Annotated in this window: 21 protein-coding genes and 1 pseudogene; 11 read left to right on the top strand and 11 right to left on the bottom strand. The window is 74.5% G+C overall.

Going from position 1 to position 21245, the window contains the following annotated elements; translation table 11 throughout:
• The first annotated feature begins 36 nt into the window (after positions 1–36).
• Positions 37–1035, top strand: coding sequence for a threonine aldolase family protein (locus ACILRH_RS15495; RefSeq protein ID WP_395694736.1), 999 nt, complete (start codon positions 37–39; stop codon positions 1033–1035).
• A 9-nt stretch (positions 1036–1044) separates the two neighbouring features.
• On the opposite strand, the gene ACILRH_RS15490 is transcribed toward ACILRH_RS15495, so the two are convergent.
• A complete protein-coding gene (locus ACILRH_RS15490; protein ID WP_395694734.1) occupies positions 1045–1956 on the bottom strand; it encodes an NADase-type glycan-binding domain-containing protein in 912 nt (303 codons plus the stop codon).
• A 165-nt stretch (positions 1957–2121) separates the two neighbouring features.
• Here ACILRH_RS15490 and ACILRH_RS15485 point away from each other — a divergent pair, with 165 nt between their 5' ends.
• Entirely contained in the window at positions 2122–2559 is a 438-nt protein-coding gene (locus ACILRH_RS15485; protein ID WP_395694733.1) for a hypothetical protein, read from the top strand.
• Between the two features lie 27 nt (positions 2560–2586).
• On the opposite strand, the gene ACILRH_RS15480 is transcribed toward ACILRH_RS15485, so the two are convergent.
• Genes ACILRH_RS15480 through pknB form a run of 4 tightly spaced genes read right to left on the bottom strand, consistent with a single transcriptional unit; the run spans position 2587 to position 7515 of the window.
• Complete coding sequence (locus ACILRH_RS15480) at positions 2587–3693, bottom strand: DNA glycosylase AlkZ-like family protein (RefSeq protein ID WP_395694731.1); 1107 nt, start codon at positions 3691–3693, stop codon at positions 2587–2589.
• 33 nt (positions 3694–3726) lie between these two features.
• The gene (locus tag ACILRH_RS15475; RefSeq protein WP_395694729.1) at positions 3727–4602 is read right to left on the bottom strand and encodes a DMT family transporter; all 876 of its coding nucleotides are present in this window, start codon (positions 4600–4602) and stop codon (positions 3727–3729) included.
• A complete protein-coding gene (locus ACILRH_RS15470) occupies positions 4599–5483 on the bottom strand; it encodes a deoxyribonuclease IV (RefSeq protein WP_395694728.1) in 885 nt (294 codons plus the stop codon). The genes ACILRH_RS15475 and ACILRH_RS15470 overlap by 4 nt, the downstream gene beginning before the upstream one ends.
• Before the next feature lie 43 nt (positions 5484–5526).
• On the bottom strand, positions 5527–7515 hold the full coding sequence (gene pknB, locus ACILRH_RS15465) for a Stk1 family PASTA domain-containing Ser/Thr kinase (RefSeq protein ID WP_395694726.1): 1989 nt from the start codon (positions 7513–7515) through the stop codon (positions 5527–5529).
• 122 nt (positions 7516–7637) lie between these two features.
• Here pknB and ACILRH_RS15460 point away from each other — a divergent pair, with 122 nt between their 5' ends.
• A complete protein-coding gene (locus ACILRH_RS15460; RefSeq protein ID WP_395694725.1) occupies positions 7638–8024 on the top strand; it encodes an Rv2175c family DNA-binding protein in 387 nt (128 codons plus the stop codon).
• 23 nt (positions 8025–8047) lie between these two features.
• On the opposite strand, the gene ACILRH_RS15455 is transcribed toward ACILRH_RS15460, so the two are convergent.
• Complete coding sequence (locus ACILRH_RS15455) at positions 8048–9127, bottom strand: polyprenyl synthetase family protein (protein WP_395694723.1); 1080 nt, start codon at positions 9125–9127, stop codon at positions 8048–8050.
• Between the two features lie 77 nt (positions 9128–9204).
• On the opposite strand from ACILRH_RS15455, the gene metF reads away from it, so the two are divergent.
• A complete protein-coding gene (gene metF / locus ACILRH_RS15450; protein ID WP_395694721.1) occupies positions 9205–10098 on the top strand; it encodes a methylenetetrahydrofolate reductase [NAD(P)H] in 894 nt (297 codons plus the stop codon).
• Positions 10098–10547, top strand: a pseudogene (locus ACILRH_RS15445) (SIMPL domain-containing protein); the annotation flags it as partial. The gene metF and the pseudogene ACILRH_RS15445, both read left to right, overlap by 1 nt.
• Positions 10548–10698: 151 nt before the next feature.
• On the opposite strand, the gene ACILRH_RS15440 reads toward ACILRH_RS15445, so the two are convergent.
• Both ACILRH_RS15440 and ACILRH_RS15435 read right to left on the bottom strand, forming a co-directional pair.
• Complete coding sequence (locus ACILRH_RS15440; protein WP_395694720.1) at positions 10699–11979, bottom strand: phytoene desaturase family protein; 1281 nt, start codon at positions 11977–11979, stop codon at positions 10699–10701.
• Between the two features lie 2 nt (positions 11980–11981).
• On the bottom strand, positions 11982–12455 hold the full coding sequence (locus ACILRH_RS15435) for a YbaK/EbsC family protein (protein ID WP_395694718.1): 474 nt from the start codon (positions 12453–12455) through the stop codon (positions 11982–11984).
• Positions 12456–12533: 78 nt separating this feature from the next.
• Here ACILRH_RS15435 and ACILRH_RS15430 point away from each other — a divergent pair, with 78 nt between their 5' ends.
• The 4 genes from ACILRH_RS15430 (at position 12534) to ACILRH_RS15415 (ending at position 14932) form a co-directional block, all read left to right on the top strand.
• Positions 12534–12995 carry a hypothetical protein gene (locus ACILRH_RS15430; RefSeq protein ID WP_395694716.1) on the top strand — a complete coding sequence of 154 codons (462 nt, stop codon included), beginning with the start codon at positions 12534–12536 and terminating at the stop codon, positions 12993–12995.
• A gap of 179 nt (positions 12996–13174) precedes the next feature.
• Positions 13175–13606: an SAV_6107 family HEPN domain-containing protein gene (locus tag ACILRH_RS15425; RefSeq protein WP_395694714.1), complete on the top strand. Its 432-nt coding sequence runs from the start codon at positions 13175–13177 to the stop codon at positions 13604–13606.
• A gap of 39 nt (positions 13607–13645) precedes the next feature.
• Positions 13646–14362 (top strand): methyltransferase domain-containing protein, encoded by a 717-nt coding sequence (locus tag ACILRH_RS15420; protein WP_395694713.1) that lies wholly within the window; start codon positions 13646–13648, stop codon positions 14360–14362.
• A 135-nt stretch (positions 14363–14497) separates the two neighbouring features.
• Entirely contained in the window at positions 14498–14932 is a 435-nt protein-coding gene (locus ACILRH_RS15415) for a DUF3040 domain-containing protein (RefSeq protein WP_395694711.1), read from the top strand.
• A gap of 197 nt (positions 14933–15129) precedes the next feature.
• Here ACILRH_RS15415 and ACILRH_RS15410 read toward each other — a convergent pair whose 3' ends face one another.
• From ACILRH_RS15410 to ACILRH_RS15400, 3 genes are all read right to left on the bottom strand, one after another.
• On the bottom strand, positions 15130–17529 hold the full coding sequence (locus ACILRH_RS15410) for a transglutaminaseTgpA domain-containing protein (RefSeq protein WP_395694709.1): 2400 nt from the start codon (positions 17527–17529) through the stop codon (positions 15130–15132).
• A complete protein-coding gene (locus ACILRH_RS15405) occupies positions 17526–18839 on the bottom strand; it encodes a DUF58 domain-containing protein (RefSeq protein WP_395694708.1) in 1314 nt (437 codons plus the stop codon). The genes ACILRH_RS15410 and ACILRH_RS15405 overlap by 4 nt, the downstream gene beginning before the upstream one ends.
• Before the next feature lie 63 nt (positions 18840–18902).
• Positions 18903–19904, bottom strand: coding sequence for an AAA family ATPase (locus ACILRH_RS15400; protein ID WP_395694707.1), 1002 nt, complete (start codon positions 19902–19904; stop codon positions 18903–18905).
• A 381-nt stretch (positions 19905–20285) separates the two neighbouring features.
• Here ACILRH_RS15400 and mraZ point away from each other — a divergent pair, with 381 nt between their 5' ends.
• A complete protein-coding gene (gene mraZ / locus ACILRH_RS15395; RefSeq protein ID WP_395694705.1) occupies positions 20286–20720 on the top strand; it encodes a division/cell wall cluster transcriptional repressor MraZ in 435 nt (144 codons plus the stop codon).
• Between the two features lie 346 nt (positions 20721–21066).
• Positions 21067–21243, top strand: coding sequence for a hypothetical protein (locus ACILRH_RS15390; protein WP_395694703.1), 177 nt, complete (start codon positions 21067–21069; stop codon positions 21241–21243).
• Positions 21244–21245 lie beyond the last annotated feature (2 nt).

The raw sequence follows: 21245 nt of genomic DNA, 5'->3' as shown, positions 1-21245 counted from the left end.
CGCAGGAGCGTAGGGCCCTGCTGGCAGGATGATCCGGTGATCGACCTGCGCAGCGACACCGTCACCCGGCCCACGGAGCCGATGCGCGCCGCGATGGCGCGCGCGGAGGTCGGCGACGACGTCTTCGGCGAGGACCCCACGGTGGCGGCCCTCGAGGAGCGGGTGGCGGACCTGCTCGGCCACGAGGCCGCGCTGTTCACCCCGACCGGGTCGATGGCCAACGTCCTCGCCGTCCGCTCCCTGGTCGGTCCCGGGCAGGAGGTGCTGTGCGAGGCGAGCGCCCACGTCGCCCGGGCCGAGCTCGGCGCGCACGGGGTCTACACGGGCCTCACGATGCGGACCTGGATCCACCCGCGCGGCCAGGTGGACCTGCCCACGATCCGCGAGATCTTCGCCCCGGACATGGGTCCGTTCTTCGTGCCGACCGCGGCGATCTCGGTCGAGAACACCCACAACTTCGCCGGTGGGACGGTGCTGCCGCTGACGGACCTGCGGGACCTGCGCGAGTTCGCGACCGCGGCGGGCGTCGGGGTGCACCTCGACGGCGCCCGGATCTGGAACGCCCACGTCGCCACCGGCACGCCGCTGGCGGAGTACGGCGCGATCGCCGACGTGATGGTCGTGTGCCTGTCCAAGGGCCTCGGAGCTCCGGTCGGCTCGCTGGTGGTGGGCAGCCGCGACACGATCACCGAGGCCCGGGTGTGGCGCAAGCGGATGGGCGGCGGCATGCGGCAGGTCGGCGTGCTCGCGGCGGCCGGCCTGCACGCGCTCGAGTACCACGTGGAGCGGCTCGCCGACGACCACGCCCACGCCCGGCTGCTGGCCGAGGCCTGCGGGGTCGACCCGGCCGGCGTCGACACCAACATCGTGGTCGTGCGGCGGCCCGACGCGCTCGCCCTCGTGGCGGCGGCCCGCGACGAGGGCGTGCTCGTGTCGGCGGTCGGTCCCGCGGCCGTGCGCCTGGTCACCCACCTCGACGTCAGCCGCGAGGACGCCGAGCGGGCCGCAGCGGTGCTGGGACGCCTGGTCGCCTGAGGTCCGCTGTCAGCGGGCGACCAGCGAGAGGTCGCTGATCGCGGTGTAGTCGCGCGACGCCGGACCCTTGCCGGGCGGTGAGACCTCCACCAGTCGCAGCACCACGGTCCGGGTGGTGACGTCGACGTCGACCGACTGCACGCCGGTCGTGTCGTCGAGCTGCTGGGGGACCGTGGTCCCGTCGTCGAAGACCCACTCGACCGCCAGGATGCGCCGGTTGCCGTGGTACCAGTCGAGCTCACGCCCGCCCTCGGTGGCGGTCTTCGCGTAGCCGTTGATCAGGCCCACGCTGCGCAGGTGAGCGGCGCGGGGGAGCGTCACCGTGACCTCGTCGCCGGTGCCGTCGCCCGGCATCCGCCAGCAGGTCTCCGGGACGCCGTCGAGCATGTTGGCGCCGACGTACGTCGTGCGGCGGCCGCTGGTGTCCTGGTTGGGCGGGGCCGTCGCCGGCACCTCGACAGTGGACCGCCTGGCCAGGTCGCCGGTCGCCGGTGCGCCGCTCGTGGCAGGGCTCGCGTCCCGTGGGGTGCCGGCCGGGTCGTCGTCCCCACCGTCGCCGAGGAGGACCACGGCGACGACCACCAGCACGAGCACCAGCACGGCCGCGAGCAGCAGCCACGGCCACCAGAGCCGACGGCGCTGCGGTGCTTGCGTGACACCGGGCGGGGCGCTCGGAGGTGGTCCCGGCGGTGCCGGCGGGAGGCCGACCTCGTCGGCGAAGAGCGGGTAGCGCGGCGGTGGTGGCGGCACCTGGCCGGCCTGGGCGGGCGGCGGCGGTGGTGCGTGGGGCGCGGCGGCAGCCGGCACTGCGGGGCGCTCGGCCGTGCCGGTCCCGTCCACGGGCGCACCGACCGGGTGGCCGCAGTTCGTGCAGTAGCGGCCGACGTCGAGAGGGTGGCCGCAGCTCGTGCAGTAGCCCATCGATCTCCTCCGCTGCCCGGCGCCGTGCCGTGCCAGGCTAGTCGGTGTCCGGAGGCCTCCTCCGGTCCGGCCCGGTCGTTCGCCCGGACCGGGGGAGGTGACCGGTGGTCGGACCGGCGAGGCTGCGGGCTGGTGGACCGGCAGGTCGGCCGACGGAGCGAAGGGATGGACGCCGTGGCGGAGCGGGCGACAGCGGGAGAGCGGGCGTGGGCGTCCGGCATCGGGATCTTCGCGGGCGCGATGCTCGCCTCCCTCGGGATCTTCGAGGCGCTGCAGGGCCTGAGCGCGATCTCGAAGGACGACCTCTACCAGACCCGCGCCGACTACGTCCTGGGCGTGGACCTGACGACCTGGGGGTGGATCCACCTGCTCGTCGGGTCGCTGGCCGTCGTCGTCGGCGTCTGCATCCTGCTCGGCCAGCGGTGGGCGTTCCTCGCCGGCATCTGCGTGGCGCTCGTCGCGGCCCTCTCGAGCTTCGCGTTCATGCCCTACTACCCGTTCTGGGCGCTGGCGGTCATCGCCTTCTCGATCCTGGTGATCTGGGCGATGACGGTGCTCATGGCGTCGTCCCCCGGGACCCGCCGCCACCGCGGCCGGCACTGACCGGCTCGTCCGGTCGGCAGCACGGCCTCACCTCCAGGGGCGCGGCAGCACTGCCGCGAGGCCGAGCCAGGCGGCCAGGTCGAGGACCTCGGTCCGGACCGCGGCGCGGGTAGCGTCGTCGAACGGCGCGTCCTCGTGCACGGCGTCGACCCGCAGCTCGCCCTCGGCCCGATCGGCCGTCGCGTCGAGCTTGCCCACCAGCCGGTCGTCGTGGAGGACGGGCAGGGCGTAGTAGCCCCACCGTCGCTTCGCGGCGGGCTTGTACATCTCCAGCTGGTAGTCGAACTCGAACAGCTCGGCGAGCCGCTTGCGGTCCTTGACCAGCCGGTCGAGCGGTGAGAGCAGGGCGGTCCGGCCGGCGAACGCGCCGTCCAGCAGTGTCGGGTCGACCCGCCACTGCCCCCGCACACCCTCGACGACCGCCGGCTCACCGGCCGCACCGACGTCGTAGGGCTCGTCGGGCGGCTCGGGCAGGCTCGGGCGAGCGATGCCGAGCGAGCGCAGTCGCCGCTCGTGCCGCAGCCGGTGCGCCTCCTGCTCGTCCGGCCACGGCTCGTCCGGGTAGACGCGCTCGGCGAGGTCCCAGAGCAGGTCCCGGCCAGCGCGCCCGACCAGCGCGACCTCGCCGCGGGAGACCATCAGGCCGAGCAGCATCCGCAGGTTGCGCGCGTCGTTCCACCCCGACGACCTCCACGACACCTCGCACGTGTCGGGGAGCGCCCGGGTCGGCAGCGGCCCGTCGGCGTGCAGCCGCTCGAGCACGTCGCGGCGGCACGCGTCGTTGGCCTCGACCCAGGCGGCGCGGCCGACCTCCCAGTCGCGCAGGGTCCCGCTGCCGGGCCAGGCGGCCATCTCGGCCCGGAAGAGCGCGACGTCCTCGACCGGCCGGTAGAAGCCCCACAGCTCGACCAGTCGCTGCTCGGCGACCGCGTCGCGCAGCTGCGCGGGGTCGTAGGCCGGCCCGAGCCGGCTCCACAGCACCAGGTCGGCGCTCGGCGCGACCGCGTTCGTCGGCTCGGCCTGGACCACGCCGAGGTGGCGCACGACCGCCATCAGGTCCTCGGGACGCCGGGCGTCGAGCAACTGTGCGCGGACGGCGACGCGGCGGGCGTCGGCGCGGGTCAGCTCGTGCACCGCTCCACTGTCACACGCCCCGCCGACAACCGGTCAGACCGCGATGTGCGGGACCTCGCCCTCGAGCCTGCGCCGCGGACCGATCTCGACCAGCCAGATCGCGACGAGCACCATGAGGCCGCCGGCGAGCATGCGCACCGTGACCGACTCCCCACCGAGCGCGATCGCGAAGAGCGCCGCGAAGACGGGCTCGGTGCTCATGATGATCGCGGTGCGGGTGGCCGACAGGTGTGCCTGCGCCCAGGTCTGGCCGAGCAGCGCGAGGCCCGCGGGGAAGATCGCGAGGTAGACGACGGTCGTCCAGTCCGCGGTCGACTGCGGCAGCACGATCCCGCCCGGGGCGCTGGCCACCAGGCAGATGACCGCGACGGCGACGACCTGGAGGATCGCCATCCCGAGCGCGTCGGCCTCGGTGGCCCAGGCGCCCAGCCCGACGATGTGCAGCGCGAACAGGACGGCGGAGACGAAGGTCAGTGCCTCCCCGTAGCCGATCGAGAAGCCGCTCAGCGAGAGGACGGCCAGGCCGGCGAAGGCCAGCGCGACGGCCGCCCACGTCATCAGCGTGATCCGGTTGCGGAGCAGCACCGCGGCCAGCAGCGGGGTGAGGACGACGTACATCCCGGTGATGAAGCCCGACACGCTCGCGGCGGTGTGCGCGAGTCCGGTCGTCTGGAGGACCTGCGCGACGCCGTACACGACCCCGAGGACGGCGGCCTGGCGGCGCGCGGCCGCCGAGAGCCGCAGCACCGACCGGGGGGCGACGAGGAGCAGCAGCACCCCGGCGATGGCGAAGCGGACCGCGATGAAGTCCAGCGGCGGGACCCGTTCGACCAGGTCGTGGATCATGAAGAACGAGCTGCCCCAGGAGGCGGTGACCCCCAGCAGCACGAGCGTGGCCCACCGCGTCATCGCCCCGCGGCCTCCGCGCGAAGCGCCTTCAGCAGGGGGATGTCGCGGTTGTCGGCGGTCCGCGAGTCCGGTGTCTCCAGGATCATCGGGACGCCCGCGGTCGCGGGGTGGGCGAACAGCTCGGTGAACGCGCCGACGCCGATGTGGCCCTCGCCGATGCGCTGGTGCCGGTCCTTCGCCGCACCGCGGACGTCCATCGAGTCGTTGGCGTGGATGAGGCGCAGGCGACCGGGTCCGCCGATCTCGACGACGCGGTCGACGGTCGCCGTGGTGCCGCCCGCCTCGTCCAGGGGCGCACCGGCGGCGAAGACGTGGCAGGTGTCGAGGCAGATGCCGGCCTTGGGGTGGAAGTCCAGGGCGGCCAGGTACGCCTCCAGGTCGTCGACGCCGGCACACAGCGACCGGCCCTGCCCGGCGGTCGGCTCGAGCAGCAGCCACGGTGCGTCGTCGCCGGCGATCGCGTCCAGCACCGGCAGCAGCGCCTCGCGCACCTGCCGGAGGGCGGCGGCGTGCCGGGCGGCCGAGTCCCCGCCCCCGGGGTCGACGTAGGACCCGGTGTGCACGACGACCCCCTCCGCACCGATCTGCGCGGCCCGGGCCAGGTTGTGTGCCACCGTGGCGGCCGACTGCTCGTAGGTCGAGGCGGTCGGGCTGCCCAGGTTGACCAGGTACGGCGCGTGGATGAACGTCCGGATGCCGCGCTCACCCATCAGGTCGCGGAACCGGGCGTCCTCGGCCGGCCGGCCGGCTGACAGTGCCCACCCGCGCGGGTTGCCGGTGAACACCTGGAACGTCTCGCAGCCCAGCAGGTCGGCCTGCGCGGCGGCCCCGTCGACCAGACCCTTGCCGACCAGCACGTGGGTTCCGACCGGGTTGCGCACCGCGACAACCTACCGACCGTCGGGTCGGCCGAAGGGATCGGGATCAGATGATCTCGAGGACGATCGTCGAGCCCTTCGGGGCCTTGTCGCCGCCACCGGGGGACTGGGCGTAGACGAAGCCGAGCCCGAGGTAGCCGGGTGCCTTCTCGGTGACGACCTTGAAGCCGAGCGCCTCCAGGGTGGAGGTGGCGGCTTCGACGCCCTGCGCCCGCACGCCGGGCACCTCGACCAGCTCGGGGCCCTGGGAGACCACGAGGTTCACGTCGTCACCCCGGTGGAGCGTGGTGCCACCCGGCGGGTCCATGGAGATGACGTCGCCGTCGTCGACCGTGTCGGAGTACTCCTCGCTGGTGACCTTGCCGTCCAGCCCCTTGCCGTCGAGCCAGGCGAGGGCGTCGTCGGAGCTCTTGCCGACCCAGTCCTTGAGCGTGACCGGCTGCGGGCCCTTGCTCACCACGAGGCTGACCGCGGTGTCGGGGCGCACGGTGACCCCGGCCTTCGGACTCGTCGACACCACCGTCCCCTTCGGGACGGTGTCGGACCAGGCACCCTCGGTGCTCCCGACGACCAGGTGGGTGGCCGCCAGGGCCGCCTTGGCCTTGTCCTCGGTCAGACCGGCGAGCTTCGGGACGTCGTAGCGCTCCTTGCCGAGCGAGAGCGTCACTGCGACGCTGCCCCCGTCGACGACCTTCGCTCCCGGCGCCGGATCGGTGGCGACCACGCGGCCCGCGGGCACGGTCTCGGAGTAGGCCTCGTCCTCGAAGGTCGCCTCCAGGCCGGCGTCCTGCAGCTCCTGGGCGGCGGCCGCCCGGGTCAGGCCGAGCACGCCGGGGGTCGAGGTGTAGCGCCCGTCGAGGAACCACCACGCGCCGACGCCGAGCCCGGCCACCAGGAGCACCGCCAGCACGGTCGCCAGCAGGCCGCGGCGGCGCCGCGGCCGGCGGCCGGTCCGCACCGGCGGCCCGGCGGCAGGGGGCGGCGGGGACTGCGTGGGCAGGAACGTCGTGCGCTCGGCGTGGTCGCGGGGAGCGTCCTGCGGCTGCGGCTGCGGCTGCGAGGAGAAGAGCAGGGGCGTGAGGTCGGCGGTGAGGTCGGGGTCGTCGGCGACGCCCTCGGCGAGCGCGTGGCTGACCCGGTGCACCTGGTGGAGCAGGACACCGGCGTCCGCCGGCCGGTGGCTGCGGTCGCGGGCCGTGGCGCGGGCGACGAGCGCGTCGACGTACGCCGGGATGCCCGGCACCAGCGACGACGGGGCCGGCACGTCCTCGTGCACGTGCTTGTAGGCCACCTGGATCGGCGTCTCGCCCTCGTGGGGCTTGGTGCCGGTCAGCATCTCGAAGAGCACGACCCCGGCGGCGTAGACGTCGGCCCGGGCGTCGGCGCGACCGTCGACCACCAGCTCGGGGGCGAGGTAGGAGACGGTGCCGATCAGCACGCCACCGGTGGCGGTGTGCTGGGTGTCCGCGCTGACCGCGCGGGCCAGGCCGAAGTCGGCGACCTTGATCCGGCCGTCGTCGGCGATGAGGACGTTCTCCGGCTTGACGTCGCGGTGGACCAGCCCGGCCCGGTGGGCGGCGGCCAGCGCCGAGAGGACCGGCTCGATCAGCGCCAGCGCCCGCGCGGGCGCGATCGGCGCCTCCTTGCGGATCACGTCGCGCAGCGTGATGCCGTCGATGAGCTCCATCGCGAGGAAGACCGTGCCGTGGTCGTCGCCCTGGTCGTAGACCGCGACGACGTTGGGGTGGGAGAGCCGCGCCGCGGCGCGTGCCTCGCGGACGAACCGGGCCGCGAACTCGTCGTCGTCGCCGAGTCCGGGATGCATCACCTTGACCGCGACCGTGCGATCCAGCCGCAGGTCGGTGGCCTCGTAGACGCTGGCCATGCCGCCGCGCGCGATCCGCGCGCCGACCCGGTAGCGGCCGTCGAGGACGCGACCGGCCAGCTGGTCGGTGACGAGCGTGGACGTGGGCTCGTTGACGGTCGCGGCGACGCCCGCGGGGGCGTGCCGCTCCGAGCGCCGGTCAGGCGTCACAGCGACCCTCCTGTGGCCGGACGGGGAAGGGTCCGGTGTCCTCATGGTACGGACCGGCCGGTCCCGGGGCGTGCTCAGACGCCCCCGGCGTGGCGCGGGAGGTGGGTGGGACACTGGTCGGCATGGAGCAGCGTGTTGATCCCGGGGGCCTCGCCGCGGCGGACCTGGCGGCGCTCGTGCCCGCGTGGCTGGACTGGGCGGGCGTCGCCGAGCGGCTGGGCGTCACCCCGGCCAAGGTGCGCACGATGGTGCGCGACCACGAGCTGGCCGCCGCCGTACCGGTCTCCGGCGCCGGACCGCAGGTGCCCGAGGCGTTCCTCGGGGACGACGGTGCGCCGGTCAAGGGGCTCGCGGGCCTGCTCACCCTGCTCCACGACGCCGGCTTCGACGACCGCGAGTGCATCGCCTGGATCTTCACCGACGACGACTACCCCGGCCGCCCGATCGACGCGCTGCGGGAGAACCGCGGCTCCGAGGTCAAGCGCCGCGCCCAGGCCCTCGCCCTGTAGCGACGCAACCCCCGCGTCGCACGTCAGACCGCGCGCTGGGTGACGGCCTGCGCCAGGCCGCGCAGCACCTCGCGGGCCTGGTCGTCCACGTCCGCGCGGTCGAGCGCGTCGACGGCGTGGCCGGCGAGCTCCTCGATCACGGCCTCCACCTGGGCGTGGGCGCCCGATCCTTCGATCACCGCGCGCAGCTCCTCGACCTCGTCGCGGGAGAGCGCCGTCCCGAGCGCCGCGTCGAGCCGGGCGGCGTCGGCCGGGGGAGCGGCGTCCAGGGCGAGCGCGACCAGCACGGTCCGCTTGCCCTCGACCAGGTCGTCACCGGCCGGCTTGCCCGTCGTCGCGGGGTCGCCGAAGACGCCCAGCAGGTCGTCGCGGAGCTGGAAGGCCTCCCCGAGCGGGAGGCCGAACCGGGACAGCTCGGCCATCGTCCCCGGGGTCGCACCGGCCAGGGCGGCGCCGATGTGGAGGGGACGCTCGATCGAGTAGCGCGCCGACTTGTAGCGCAGCACCGTCATCGCGGTCTCCACGTCCGCGTGGCCGCGGGCCTGCACCGAGACGTCGAGGAACTGCCCGGCGATCACCTCCGAGCGGCACCGGTCGAAGACCTCGAGGGCCGGGGCGACCTGGGTGACGGGCAGTCCGCAGCGGCGAAGGAGCTCGTCGGACCAGCTGAGCAGCAGGTCGCCGAGCAGGATGGCCGCGGCCGCGCCGTACTGGTCCGGGTCGCCCCGCCAGCCCGAGGCACGGTGCTCGGCGGCGAGCTTGCGGTGGGTGGCCGGCCTGCCCCGCCGGGTGTCGGAGGCGTCCATGTAGTCGTCGTGGACCAGCGCGCTGGCGTGCAGCAGCTCCAGCGACGCGCAGGCGCGGACGAGGGCGTCCTCGTAGTCGTCGTCCGGGGCGGACCGGACCGCCCGGTGGCCCCAGTAGCAGAACGCCGCGCGGAAGCGCTTGCCCCCCGAGACCGAGGTGTGCGCCTCCCGGACCAGCCGGTCCGCGTCGTCACCGAGCGTCGCGAGTCCGCCGGCCTGCCGGTCCACGAACGCGTCGAGCGCTCCCTGCACGCGGTCCCGGAACTCGGCGCTGTCCCAGCCGGTCTCGCCCGTCACGGCGTCGAGACTAGCCAGCGGGCCCGTCTTCCTGGACACCGCCCGGGCGTCGACCGGCCGCTCCCTAGACTCCTGTCATGACCAGTCCCAGCGCGGGCCGCAGGATCGGTGACCTCGTGCGCCACGGCGAGCGGTCCTTCTCGTTCGAGTTCTTCCCGCCCAAGGACGAGGCCGGCGAGGAGCAGCTCTGGCAGGCGATCCGGGACCTCGAGCCCTACCGTCCGACCTTCGTCTCGGTGACCTACGGCGCCGGAGGGACGACCCGGAGCACCACCGTCCGCGTCACCGGGCGGATCGCGCGCGAGACCTCGATGACCGCCATGGCGCACCTGACCTGCGTGGGCCACACGCGCGCGGAGCTCGAGGGGGTCCTGGACTCGTACGCCGACGCCGGCATCAGCAACGTGATGGCGCTGCGCGGCGACCCGCAGGAGGGACCGCGGGCGCCGTGGACGCCGACCGAGGGCGGGCTGACCTACGCGGCCGAGCTGGTCGAGCTGGTGAGGGACCGCGGAGGCTTCAGCATCGGGGTGGCCGCGTTCCCCGAGAAGCATCCCTCGTCCGCCTCGCTCGACCACGACGCCGACGTGCTGGTCGCCAAGGCCCGGGCCGGCGCCGAGTTCGCGGTCACCCAGATGTTCTTCCGCGCCGAGGACTACTTCGCGCTGGTCGACCGGGTGCGGGCTCGCGGCGTCGACATCCCCATCCTGCCGGGCATCATGCCGATCCTGAACCTGGGCAACATCCGCCGGCAGGGCGAGCTGATCGGCACCGAGGTCCCGGCCGCGGTCATCGAGCGCATCTCCGCCCACGACGGCGACCCGGCGGCGATGCGGGCCGCCGGCATCGACCTCGCGGCCGAGCTGTGCGACGCACTGCTCGAGGGCGGCGCGCCGGGCCTGCACTTCTACACGCTCAACCGCTCGAAGGCGACCCGCGAGATCTTCGCCGCGCTCAACGTGGTCGTGTGATGCGCAGCGTCACGGTGGTCGGCCACGGAGCCACACGCGTGGCTCCCGACGCCGCCGTCGTGCACGTCGCGGCGGTCCACCGCGCCCGGTCACTGCCCGACGCGCTCGCGGGCGCCGAGTCGGCGCGCGAGCAGGTGGTCGCGGTCGCGCGCCGCTGGACCGACCGCATCGCCAGCCAGCACCTGTCGGTGTCCCGTGACGACCTCGGACGCAGCAGTGCGGGCTACCAGGCACGGCACGCCCTCCTCGTCCGGTGCTCCGGGCTCGAGGAGGCCGGCGCCCTGGTGACGGCCCTCGCCCAGGAGGTCGGCGACCGGCTCTCGGTCGACCATGTCGGGCTCGAGGTGACGGACCCGACCGCCGCCGAGCGCGAGGCCCGGGAGGCGGCGTTCGCCGACGCGCGGGAGAAGGCCGAGCACCTGGGCCGCCCAGGCGGGCGGCGCGCTCGGCCGGGTCGAGTCCGTCTCCGAGGGGGGCCTGGCGGGCAGCCCACGGTTCGCCGTCCCGCAGGCGGCCGGCGCGAAGGTGTCCTTCGAGCCGGGAGAGACGACCGTCGAGCAGCAGCTGACGGTCACCTTCGAGCTCGTCTGACGCGGCGGCTCAGGCCGGCCCGACCGCCGCGGCGACCAGTGCCGCCGAGAGCCCCACGAACGGCAGGCCGGCGCCCGGGGTGGCGTGCGCGCCCGCGGCGTACACCCCCGCGACCGGCGTGCGCGGTCCCAGCCGCCGCCGCACCGTCCCGCGGCCCTGCCACACGACGCCGTACGGCGAGCTGCCCCAGCGCTCCACCTGATCGCGGGGGCTGCGGTCGACGCGGGCGACGACGTCGGCACGCACGTCGATGCGGTGCCGCGCGAGCGCGCGCAGGATGTCCTCGGACAGCCGGCCACGGCCGTGCACGGTCAGGGTGCGCGGGCCGTTGCGGCGCACGACCAGCATCGGGTCGCCGTGCAGCACCAGCTCGTGGGGGAGCGCCGGCACCTCCTCGGCCAGGCCGACGTGCACGACGACCGGTGGCATCGCGGGCATCGTCCGCACGACGTACGGCGCGAGCGCGGGCAGCCGCCGCGGGTCGATCGCACAGACCACGGCGTCGGCGGCCAGGTCGCCGGCCGTCGTGCGGACGGCGACGACCCGGCCCGCCTCCACGACGAGGTCGCTGACCTCGGTGCCGGTCATCGTCGCGACCCCGCGGGTCGAGAGCCGCGCCGCGAGGGCCTCGCCCAGCCGGGCGAGGCCGCCCTCGACGGTCCATGCACCGAACCGCTGCTCGACGTACGCCGTCACGCCGAGCCACGCCGGCACGTTGCGCAGGTCGTGGCCCTCCGCGACGAGTGGGTGACCGGCGACCAGGCGCAGCCGCTCGTCCTTGAAGGCGCGACGCAGCCGCTGGTGGAGGGTCCGGCGGCTGTCGAGGCGGGCGGCCAGTGGCGCCGGCAGGTCCGTGGGGTCCCAGGGGCTCTCGAGGTAGCCCCGGCGCACCACGTCCCAGTCCTCCGCGTAGGACGCCACGTGGTCGACCCACCGCTGGCCCAGGCCGGGGCCGAGGTCGTCGAAGGCCGCGAGCTGGGCGGCTCGTCCGTGGGGGAGCCGCAGCGACGAGCCGTCCTCGAAGCGGTGCTCGCGCAGGATGTCCAGCGGCACGAGGTCCAGCTCACGCTCGAGCGGCCGCCCGGACTTGCGGAACAGGTCGCGCACCACCGCGGGGAGCAGCGTGTACGTCGGCCCGGCGTCCCAGCTGAAGCCGTCCTCGCTGACCGTCGACAACGCGCCGCCGAGGCTCGCGGACCGCTCCACCAGGGTCACGTCGTGGCCGAGCTTGGCCAGCCGCACGGCCACCGCCAGCCCGCCGAAGCCGCCGCCGACCACGACGACCCGCACGGCTACTCGACCTCGATCTCGGGCGCTCCGGTCATCTGGGCGAGCTCGTCGAAGGTGGTCGAGAAGACCGCGGAGGGGTGGCCGGCCGCCGCCCACACCACGTCGTAGCGACGCAGCCAGGAGTCGAGGTACGTCGGCACCGGCCGCGGGTGCGCGAGGGGGGACACGCCGCCGATGACCTGGCCGGTGTGCTCGCGCACGAACTCGGGCGTGGCCCGCCGCAGCCGGTCCACCCCGACGGTGGCGGCCACCTTGGTGGTGTCGACGCGGTGCGCCCCGGAGGTGAGGACCAGCACGGGCGAGCCGTCGCCGTCGAAGAGCAGGCTGTTGGCGATCGCGCCCACCTCGCAGCCGAGAGCCTCCGCGGCGAGCGCCGCGGTGTGGACGCTGTCGGGGAGGACCACGATGCGGCCGGTGCCTCCCCGGGCCGCGTGGTCGGCGCGGAAGCGCGAGATCGAGGGGTGCTCGGTGGTCATGGTGCGAGACCTTAGGGTGTGTGGTTCCAAGTGTCCTCGGCAACGGGTGCAGCGGACCCGAGAGGAGGCGGCGGTCGGATGACCCCCGGAGGAGTGACCCCGGAACGACCGGCGACGGTGACGGGTGCGACCTGGCTGTCGGTCGGGGTGGTGGCGATGACCGGGCTGACCGCGCTGATGACGCTCGTCTTCGAAGGCGAGCTGGTCGACGCCTGGGCCGCCCACAACTCGGGATCGGTGGAGCCCCCGGCGTTCGGCCCGGTCGCGGTGACGCTGTCGGTGGTGGTGGCGCTGCTGACGGTCGTGCTGCTGTGGTTCTTCCGCGGCGGGCACGAGTGGGCTCGCGTCGTCATGAGCGTGGTCGCCGCCCTGGTCGCGGTCGCCACCCTGGCGATCCTGCGCAGCAACCCGCCCGCCCTGTTCTGGGCGGTCGCGGTGGTCTCGCTCGTGGTGGACGCCGCGGCCGTCGCCGCGCTGTGGCACCCGGCGACGCGTGCCTACTGCCGGCACCGCCCGGTCGCGGCCACGGACGGGAGCTGAGGGCGTACCTCCACCACCCGACCGGCGGACCTTGACGGCCGGTCGGTCGGGCGGTGTACGGTGGGGCATCGTTCGAACAGATGTTCGAACGATGCCCGGCGGGGACGACCTCGACCCCCGTCCCCGCCGGGTCCTGGTGCCGGTGGGGTCGTCGGTCCGGGGTCGAGGAGAGGTCAGCGATGAACCCGTACGCCCTGCCCGCCACCACCCACTCCTACCTCGCGCGCGCCGCCGAGTCGCTCAGCGAGGCGATCGCCGCATCCGAGGTGCCGACCCGCTACGCGTGCGCCCACGTCGCGGCGCTGCGCGCCGCGGCCGCGCTGCTCGCCGCGCGGGCCCGGCCGGAGCCCGCCGGGAGGCGCCGTCAGAAGAACGCCTGGGTGCTGCTCGCCGACGTCGCACCCGAGCTCACCGAGTGGGCGCAGCTGTTTGCCGGGGGAGCGGCGAAGCGGGCCGCCGCGGAGGCGGGCTCGACCCGGGCGGTCACCGAGCGTGAGGCCGACGACCTGGTGCGCGAGGCCGACCGCTTCCTGGCGGTGGTCGAGCGCTCGCTGGGCCTGGTGCCCCACCACGGCGGGGCCGCACGGGCGGTGGCGATGCGGGCCGGGTGATCGGCCGGGATGCGGCGGGGCGGCCACTAGGGTGGAGGCATGACGGAGACCGCCAGGCCGGCCGAGCGGCGGGGTGCGGCACGCACCTCCGTGGTGTGGGACGCCCTCCGACCCGTCCTCGACACCGGGTCCCTCGAGGTACTGGACATCGGGGGTGGCACGGGTGGCTTCGCGGCCCGGGTCGCCGGGCTCGGACACCGGGTGACGGTGGTGGACCCCAGCCCCGACGCGCTGGCGGCGCTGGACCGCCGGGCGCGTGAGTCGGGTGTCGAGGTGACCGGTCGCCAGGGTGACGTCTCGTCCCTGCGCGAGGTCGCCGCACCCGCGTCGGTGGATCTCGTGCTCTGCCACGGGGTCCTCGAGGTCGTGGACGACCCCGGGGCGGCCCTCGCGTCGATCCGCGAGGTCCTGCGTCCCGGCGGGACGCTGAGCCTGCTGGTCGCCCAGCGGCACGCTGCCGTGGTCGCCCGGGCGATGGCCGGTCACTTCGCCCAGGCGCTGGCCATGCTCGACGATCCGGCGGCCGGTGGTCGGGGCACCCGCTTCACCGAGGACGAGGCGCGCTCGCTCCTCGTCTCGGCCGGCCTCGACGTCCGCGCCGTGCACGGGATCCGGGTGTTCGCCGACCTGGTGCCCGGGTCGCTGCTCGACCTCGAGCCCGGTGCGACGGCGGCGCTGCTCGAGCTCGAGCGTGCGGTCAGCGGGCGACCGGAGTTCCGCCCGCTGGCGACCCAGCTGCACGTCCTCGCGGGCTGACGGCGACGCGCGCCGGTCTGCACACGAGCCCCCCTGGCGCACGAATTTCCCCAACCCGCCTACCGCACTGCCCACCCGCTGCCTAGACTTGGGTCTACCGGGCAGCCAGTCCGGGCGAGGCCCAGGGGAGGTGCGGTGCCACTCTCGGAAGAGGAGCTCCGACTGCTCGAGCAGATGGAGCGCGCCCTCGTCGAGGAAGACCCCAAGCTCGCCTCGACCCTGCGCGGGACGGCGTTCCGCCGCTCCGCCCGCCGCCGAGCGATCATCGCCGGCGTCTGCTTCGCCCTCGGCGTCGCGGTGCTGATGACCGGTGCCGTGTCCCAGATCACCGTCGTGGGCGTCGTCGGCTTCGTCATCATGCTGGTCTCCGCGACCGTCGCCCTGACCGCTCTCCGCGGCCGCCAGGTGCACGGGCCCGACCCGCGCTCCGGTCACCCCAGCCAGGGCCTCACCGTCATCGAGGGCGGTCGCTCGGGCCGGTCGCGCCGGTCGCGCCGCCCCTCGGGCCGGTCGTTCATGGAGCGCATGGACGAGCGCTGGCGCCGTCGTCGCTCCGACGGCGGGTGGTGACGAGGACGCGCCAGCGGACTCGTCGTTGGTGGTTGAGCGCCCTTCGAGACGCCTCGTCCCTCGGCTCCTCAGGAACCGCAGAGCGGCGGCTGAGGGACGAAGCCGCGACCGGCGTGTCGAAACCGAGTCGGTGACGCGACCGAGTCGCCCGAGCCAAGCGGCATGCCTCGGCACCGCGGGCCGCTCTCGATCAGCCCCTACTGCGCGTGGTCCACGACCCCGCCGTACCGCGCCTCGACGGTGCCCCGCGCGACCCGGGCGCGCGGCCGGGTGCGCAGGACCGAGCGCGGCCACCAGGTGGCCCGCCGGCGTGAGGAGCGCAGCGCGCCACCGGCGAGCGAGTCGATGACGGTGCCGGCGTCGGCACGCACCGCGACCGGGTCGGCGGTGCTCGCACCGGGCCGGGCGTAGCGCAGCTGCTCGATCGCGAGGACCAGTCGGTCGAGCGCGGCGACCGACTCGGGCGCCACCAGCGGGCCGTGCGCAGGCCGGTCGCCGGTGGCGGGACCCAGCGGCGACCCGAGGTGGTCCACCAGGCGGTCGCGCGTGGCCCGGGGCGAGCGGCCCTCGGGCCACGGCACGCCGAGGTCGACCGCGGTGTCGTGCACCTCGGCCCAGGCCGCCTCCGGGTCGCCGGTCCCGAGCCGGCGCGTCCGGCGGCGGCGGCGGATCACGCCGGGGAGCAGCAGGACGAGCGCCGCCAGAGCGACGACCACGGCGCCGCCGGCCCACGGCCACCACGACCCGCCGCCGTCCCGCGCCCGAGGAGCGGCGCCGGTCTGGGCCGGGGCGTCCACGCTCGGCCGGTTGGTCGGCCGCAGCGACGACGCGGCGCCGGTGGGCGCGCTCGGCCCGGACGGCGCGACCCCCGGCTGCCGGTCGATGACCGTGTAGCGGGGCGCGTCGCCGGCGCGGCCGGCCGGGGTGGGCTCGAACCGGACCCAGCCGGCGCCGTCGAAGTAGAGCTCGGGCCAGGCGTGCAGGTCGTCGGAGGAGTAGATCCAGGTGTCGGGGCCCGCCGGCTGCGGGTGCAGGAAGCCGATCGCGACCCGTGCGGGGATGCCGAGGATCCGCGCCATCACCGCCATCGAGGAGGCGAACTGCTCGCAGTAGCCGACCCGGCCACCGGGGCCGGCGGTGAGGAACCGGACGAGCGCGTCGTAGCCGCTGCCGGGGGCGGTGTCGAGCGAGTAGGAGAAGCCGCCGTCCTGCCGGAACCAGTTCTGCAGCGCGACCGCCTGCTCGAACTTTGTGTCGGCGCCCTGGGTGACCTGGTCGGCGAGCTGGCGCACGACGTCGGGGACGTCGGCCGGGACGTCGGTGAACGCCTCGCTGACCTCGCCGGCGGAGCTGCCGGCCTTCTCCAACCGGGCGGCGGTGAGATCGAGCCGCAGGGCGGTCATCGTGTAGTGCAGGTTCCTGGTCGTGAGGTCGTCCGGGACCGCGAGGAAGTCCATGGTCCTGCTGTCGTAGCGCCAGTCGCCGTCGGCGTCGATGCGGCTGATCGGCGTCTGGGTCGGCAACCAGGACGAGTCGAAGGTGGGCAGGACCTGCACGTCGTAAGGCACCTCGTGGCGAGACACCGCCGCCGGCACCCCGACCAGCGGTGGCATCGCACCGGTCGCCCGCTGGTCCGACGGCACGTCGCGGTTGCCCGGGCTCCACTCGACGTCGCTGAACCGGGTGAGGGTCAGGATCCGCAGGTACGACGGGTCCGGGTCGGTCGTCGTCACCTGGACGAGCGGGGTGTCGGCGCCGCGCTGCAGGTCGCGGACCAGGTCGGCGGTGGGGTTGTCGACCCGGATGTCGTTGCCGCCTCCGCTGCCGGGGCCGACGTCGAGGAGGTGCACCCCGGCGGTCGGGATGAGCACGGGCAGGAAGACCGCGAGCGCGGTCGCGACGCCGCCCACGGTGCCCGCCGTGCCGCGCACCACGTGGGCGCCGGCACCGAAGGAGATCGGGTCGCCGGTCTCGCGGTCGACACCGAGGGGACGACCCCACCGGGTGACGTGGTCGCTCTCCTGCAAGAAGAGCATCGTCAAGAAGCCGGCCGCCGTCGTCGCGAAGACGCCCCAGCCGACGGCGTCGCCGAGGAGGCCGATCGGGACGCTGTAGACCGCCAGGAGGGGGAGTCCGGCCACCGGCACCCGGCGCAGCGTGCAGGCGAGGAGGTCGACCAGGAGCAGGCACGCCAGCCCGCAGAGTACGAGGAGCGGGTCCAGCGGGGCGGTACTGTCCGGGACCGGGGCGGCGTACGTCCGCGAGGTGTGCAGTGCGTCGGCGACGACCTGGTGCAGCTCGGTCCACGCTCCGCCGACGGGCAGGGGCGAGCCGGTGAGCAGCAGCATCGCCACGACGCCGGAGGCGACGACCTGCCCGAGCAGCACGAGCGCAGGCGAGATGCGCCACCAGCGCAGGGCGGCGCCCGTGGCGGCGACCACGACGGCGAGCAGCAGCAGGGGGTTGAGGAAGCCGCCGGGCGTCTCGGTGAAGCCGCGCCAGGCGTTGAGTGCCATCCAGGTCGTCGCGGCCGCGGCTGCCGGGAGCCCGACCGCGGCGGCGACGGTGCCACGGCTGCGGGTCAGCGGTCGGCTCATCCGGCCACCCCCGTCGCGGGCCGGCTCGTCGGTGCCTGGCTCGCCGTCGACGGGGGAGTCCGGACGGCGGACCGGGCGTTGTGCGCACTGGTGTGGCCGAGCTCCTGCCACACCGCGTCCAACCGGTCGCGCGGGGCCAGCGCGGCGGCGCGCCAGCCCTGCTGGGCGAGGGCCTGGACCGCTCCGTCGCCCGGCGTCGCACCGGCCCAGGCCGCCGCGTCGACGGCGAGCGCCAGCGCCGAACCGGCCTGGTGCTGCATGCGGCGCAGCACCGGCAGGTCGTGCGGGCCGACGGCCCCGAACACCGCGACGGTGAGGCCACCGTGGGTGCCCTCGGCGAGCCAGCCGGTGTCCAGGTGGGCCTGGGGGACCGCCTGCAGGACGGCGAGCGCCTCGAGGAGCGGGCCGGTGTTGAGATCGGCACCGCGGACGTGCCAGGCGCTGCTCGGGTCCTCGCCGGTGGCCGTCACCAGGCGCACGGCGAACCCTCGATGGGTGAGGTGCACCGCGACCGAGGCGGCGGCGGAGACCGCCGCCTCGAGCGAGGAGGCGATGCCGTGCCCGCGGTGCGCGCCCGCGCGGTTGTCCAGGAAGAGCGTGGCGCGGGACTGCCAGGGCTGCTCCTCGCGACGCACCATCAGCTCCCCGACCTTCGCCGAGCTGCGCCAGTGGACCCGGCGCAGCTCGTCGCCCCGCCGGTACTCGCGCACCGTCACGTCCTCGGCGCTGCCGGTGGCGAACGCTCGCGGTCGGTTGTCGCCGGAGCCGGTCCAGGCGCCGCCGAGCGGGATCTGGGGCAGCGGCACGGTGCGCGGGGTGACGACCAGCGGCACGGTCGTCCGGAACGCCCGGCCCAGCTCGACCAGCCCGAACGGGTCGGTGACGCGCACCGACATCGGTCCGATCTCGAAGCGGCCCCGCACGTCGGAGCGCACCTGGTAGGTGACGACCTGCTTCCACCCGGTGCCGATGCCCTCCACGACGAAGCGCGGTCGGGTCCCGAGGACGTAGGGGACCTGGTCCTCCAGCAGCAGCACGCCGTTGGGGGTCCGGCCGTCGTTGGTGAGGGACAGGGTCACCCGCGCCGGCTGCCCGGCGGCCACCAGCTGCGGCGTGACCGTGCGGACCAGCGCCAGGCGGTACCGGTTGCGGCTGACCACCCACGCGGTCAGCAGGGGCAGGGCGACGACGAGGATGCCCACCCGGGCCAGCGCGGTCTGGTCCAGCAGCACGGCGCAGACCAGTGCGGTGACGCCGGCGGCCAGGAAGGCCCGACCACGCACCGTCAGCCCGCCCAGGGCCTCCCTCATGGCTGCGTCCTCACCGCTTCGTCATCACCTGCGTCATCACCCTGCGTCATCACCCGGAGGTGCTCAGGGCTGAGGGACCGGTACGCCGGCCAGCAGGGCGTCCAGGATCGCCGTGGTCGACCGGCCGCTCATGGCCGCCTCGACGCTGGGCAGCAGCCGGTGCGCGAGCACCGTCCGGGCCAGCTGCGAGACGTCGTCGGGCAGCACGTAGTCGCGGCCGTCGAGCGCCGCGGTCGCCTTGGCCGCGCGCACCAGGTGCAGCGAGGCGCGGGGGGACGCACCCAGGCTCAGGTCCTCCGAGCGCCGGGTCGCCGAGGCGATCGCGACGGTGTAGCGCTGGACGGCCTGGGAGACGTGGACCTGTCCCACGATCCCGATCAGCTTGCGGACCTCGGCCGCGTCGGTGACCGGCTCGAGGTCGTCGAGCGGGTTGGACCCGGTGTGGGAGGTGAGCATCGCAACCTCGGCGCCCTCCACCGGGTAGCCGACCGACACCCGGGCCATGAAGCGGTCGCGCTGGGCCTCGGGCAGGGCGTAGGTGCCCTCCATCTCGATCGGGTTCTGGGTCGCGATCACCATGAACGGCTGGTCGAGCTGGTAGGTCGCGTTGTCGACGGTGACCTGCCGCTCCTCCATGCACTCCAGCAGCGCGGACTGGGTCTTCGGCGAGGCCCGGTTGATCTCGTCGCCGACGACGATGTTGGCGAACACGCCGCCGGGCCGGAACTCGAACTCGCGGGTGTTCTGGTTGAACACCGACACGCCCGTGACGTCGGAGGGCAGCAGGTCGGGGGTGAACTGGATGCGCCGCACGGAGCAGTCGATGCTGCGGGCCAGCGCCTTGCTCAGCATCGTCTTCCCGACGCCCGGGACGTCCTCGATGAGCAGGTGACCCTCGGCCAGCAGGACGACCAGCGCCGCGTTGACGACGTCGGGCTTGCCCTCGATCACCCGCTCGATGTTGGCGCGGACCCGGCCGACCACGCGCGCCAGCGTCTGCAGGTCCGCAGCACCGGACCCGGCGCCCGAGCCTGCCTGCGAGTTCGCGTGCGAGTCAGTGACCACTGCCGTTCCTCCCGATGTCCCCACGGTGCCCCACGTGACCTGCACCACGACGTCTCCACCGTAGTCGTGCCGCAGAAACCTACGTCGTCCGAGCGCTCCGGGGTTCGACGACCCCGGTCACGAATTGGTTGCAGTCGTCCCGGCCCGACGCGCGCCGGGCCGCTCCACCCGGCGCTCCACCACGCCCCACCTCCGCGCCCCACTGGCGCTCCACCCACCGGTCCGGGGCGCTGACCTGCGCAAACACTGCCCGGGCGGCGGGAGCGGCCGGTCCACGACGGCCGCAGAACCGGGCTGCGACACGCGTCTGATGGTTGACGGTGGGGGAAAGTGGCGTAGAGTGGGGCGCAGTGGAGGAAGAGTGAGGGGTGGAGGTGCCCGATGTTCTTCATGGGCACGTACACGCCGAAGCTCGACGACAAGGGGCGACTGTTCCTCCCGGCCAAGTTCAGGGACCGACTCTCGGAGGGGCTCGTGGTGACGCAGGGTCAGGAGAACTGCCTGGTCGTGTGGCCCCGCGACGTCTTCATGGAGGAGGCCCGGCGCGCCCAGTCGACGCCGCTGACCGTCCGGGGGGCGCGTGACTACGCGCGCATCCTGTTCGCCGGCGCGGACGAGGGGGCGCTGGACAAGCAGGGCCGGATCGGCATCCAGGCCTCGCTGCGGGAGTACGCCGGCCTCGACCGCGACGTGGTCGTCATCGGCGTGATGGACCGCATCGAGATCTGGAACCCGGACCGGTGGCGCGACTACAGCAGCGGCGCCCAGGCCAAGTTCGCCGAGCTCGACGAGCAGCCGAACCCGCAGCAGGCCTGACGGCCCACCAGAGCAGACACACCAGCAGACACACCAGCAGACACACCAGCAGACACACCAGCAGACACACCAGCAGACACACCAGCAGACACACCAGCACGCACAACAGCACGCACAACAGCACGCACAACAGCACAGCGATCCGCAGGGCGAGGCCTCGTGCCCGCTCCCGACGTCATCTGGGACACCTTCCCCGGCCCCAGAGGACGCCTCATCTGGGGCACCTTCCCCGGTTCCAGATGGCCACGCAGGGAGCGGGCAGGGACCTGGCCAGGCGGATCGCAGCGATTTCCACCAGGTCCGGCGGACGCCGGACCACCGAGCACAGCAAGAGGGTCGAGGGTCGATGAGCATCGTGCACGCGGCGGTCACGCCGCACGAGGTCGTGGAGGACGGGCCGGCCGTGCGTCGGGTCCGCCACCAGGCCCGCGACGCCGCGACCGTGATGGCGTTCTCCGCCGCCACCTCCGTCGGGGTCGCGGCGGTCTTCCTCCTCCTCGCCGTCGTGGCCCGACAGGCCTGAGC

Source organism: Nocardioides sp., from assembly GCF_044226765.1.
Lineage (GTDB): Bacteria > Actinomycetota > Actinomycetes > Propionibacteriales > Nocardioidaceae > Nocardioides.
This window is presented reverse-complemented; position numbering and strand designations above follow the sequence as displayed.

Coding starts and splice junctions, on each gene's coding strand:
- ACILRH_RS15435 (WP_395694718.1), bottom strand. CDS start 12,455: ATGACCACCGAGCACCCCTCGATCTCGCGCTTCCGCGCCGACCACGCG.
- ACILRH_RS15490 (WP_395694734.1), bottom strand. CDS start 1,956: ATGGGCTACTGCACGAGCTGCGGCCACCCTCTCGACGTCGGCCGCTAC.
- ACILRH_RS15420 (WP_395694713.1), top strand. CDS start 13,646: ATGACGGAGACCGCCAGGCCGGCCGAGCGGCGGGGTGCGGCACGCACC.
- ACILRH_RS15425 (WP_395694714.1), top strand. CDS start 13,175: ATGAACCCGTACGCCCTGCCCGCCACCACCCACTCCTACCTCGCGCGC.
- mraZ (WP_395694705.1), top strand. CDS start 20,286: ATGTTCTTCATGGGCACGTACACGCCGAAGCTCGACGACAAGGGGCGA.
- metF (WP_395694721.1), top strand. CDS start 9,205: ATGACCAGTCCCAGCGCGGGCCGCAGGATCGGTGACCTCGTGCGCCAC.
- ACILRH_RS15485 (WP_395694733.1), top strand. CDS start 2,122: ATGGACGCCGTGGCGGAGCGGGCGACAGCGGGAGAGCGGGCGTGGGCG.
- ACILRH_RS15390 (WP_395694703.1), top strand. CDS start 21,067: ATGAGCATCGTGCACGCGGCGGTCACGCCGCACGAGGTCGTGGAGGAC.
- ACILRH_RS15460 (WP_395694725.1), top strand. CDS start 7,638: ATGGAGCAGCGTGTTGATCCCGGGGGCCTCGCCGCGGCGGACCTGGCG.
- ACILRH_RS15410 (WP_395694709.1), bottom strand. CDS start 17,529: ATGAGCCGACCGCTGACCCGCAGCCGTGGCACCGTCGCCGCCGCGGTC.
- ACILRH_RS15405 (WP_395694708.1), bottom strand. CDS start 18,839: ATGAGGGAGGCCCTGGGCGGGCTGACGGTGCGTGGTCGGGCCTTCCTG.
- ACILRH_RS15430 (WP_395694716.1), top strand. CDS start 12,534: ATGACCCCCGGAGGAGTGACCCCGGAACGACCGGCGACGGTGACGGGT.
- ACILRH_RS15475 (WP_395694729.1), bottom strand. CDS start 4,602: ATGACGCGGTGGGCCACGCTCGTGCTGCTGGGGGTCACCGCCTCCTGG.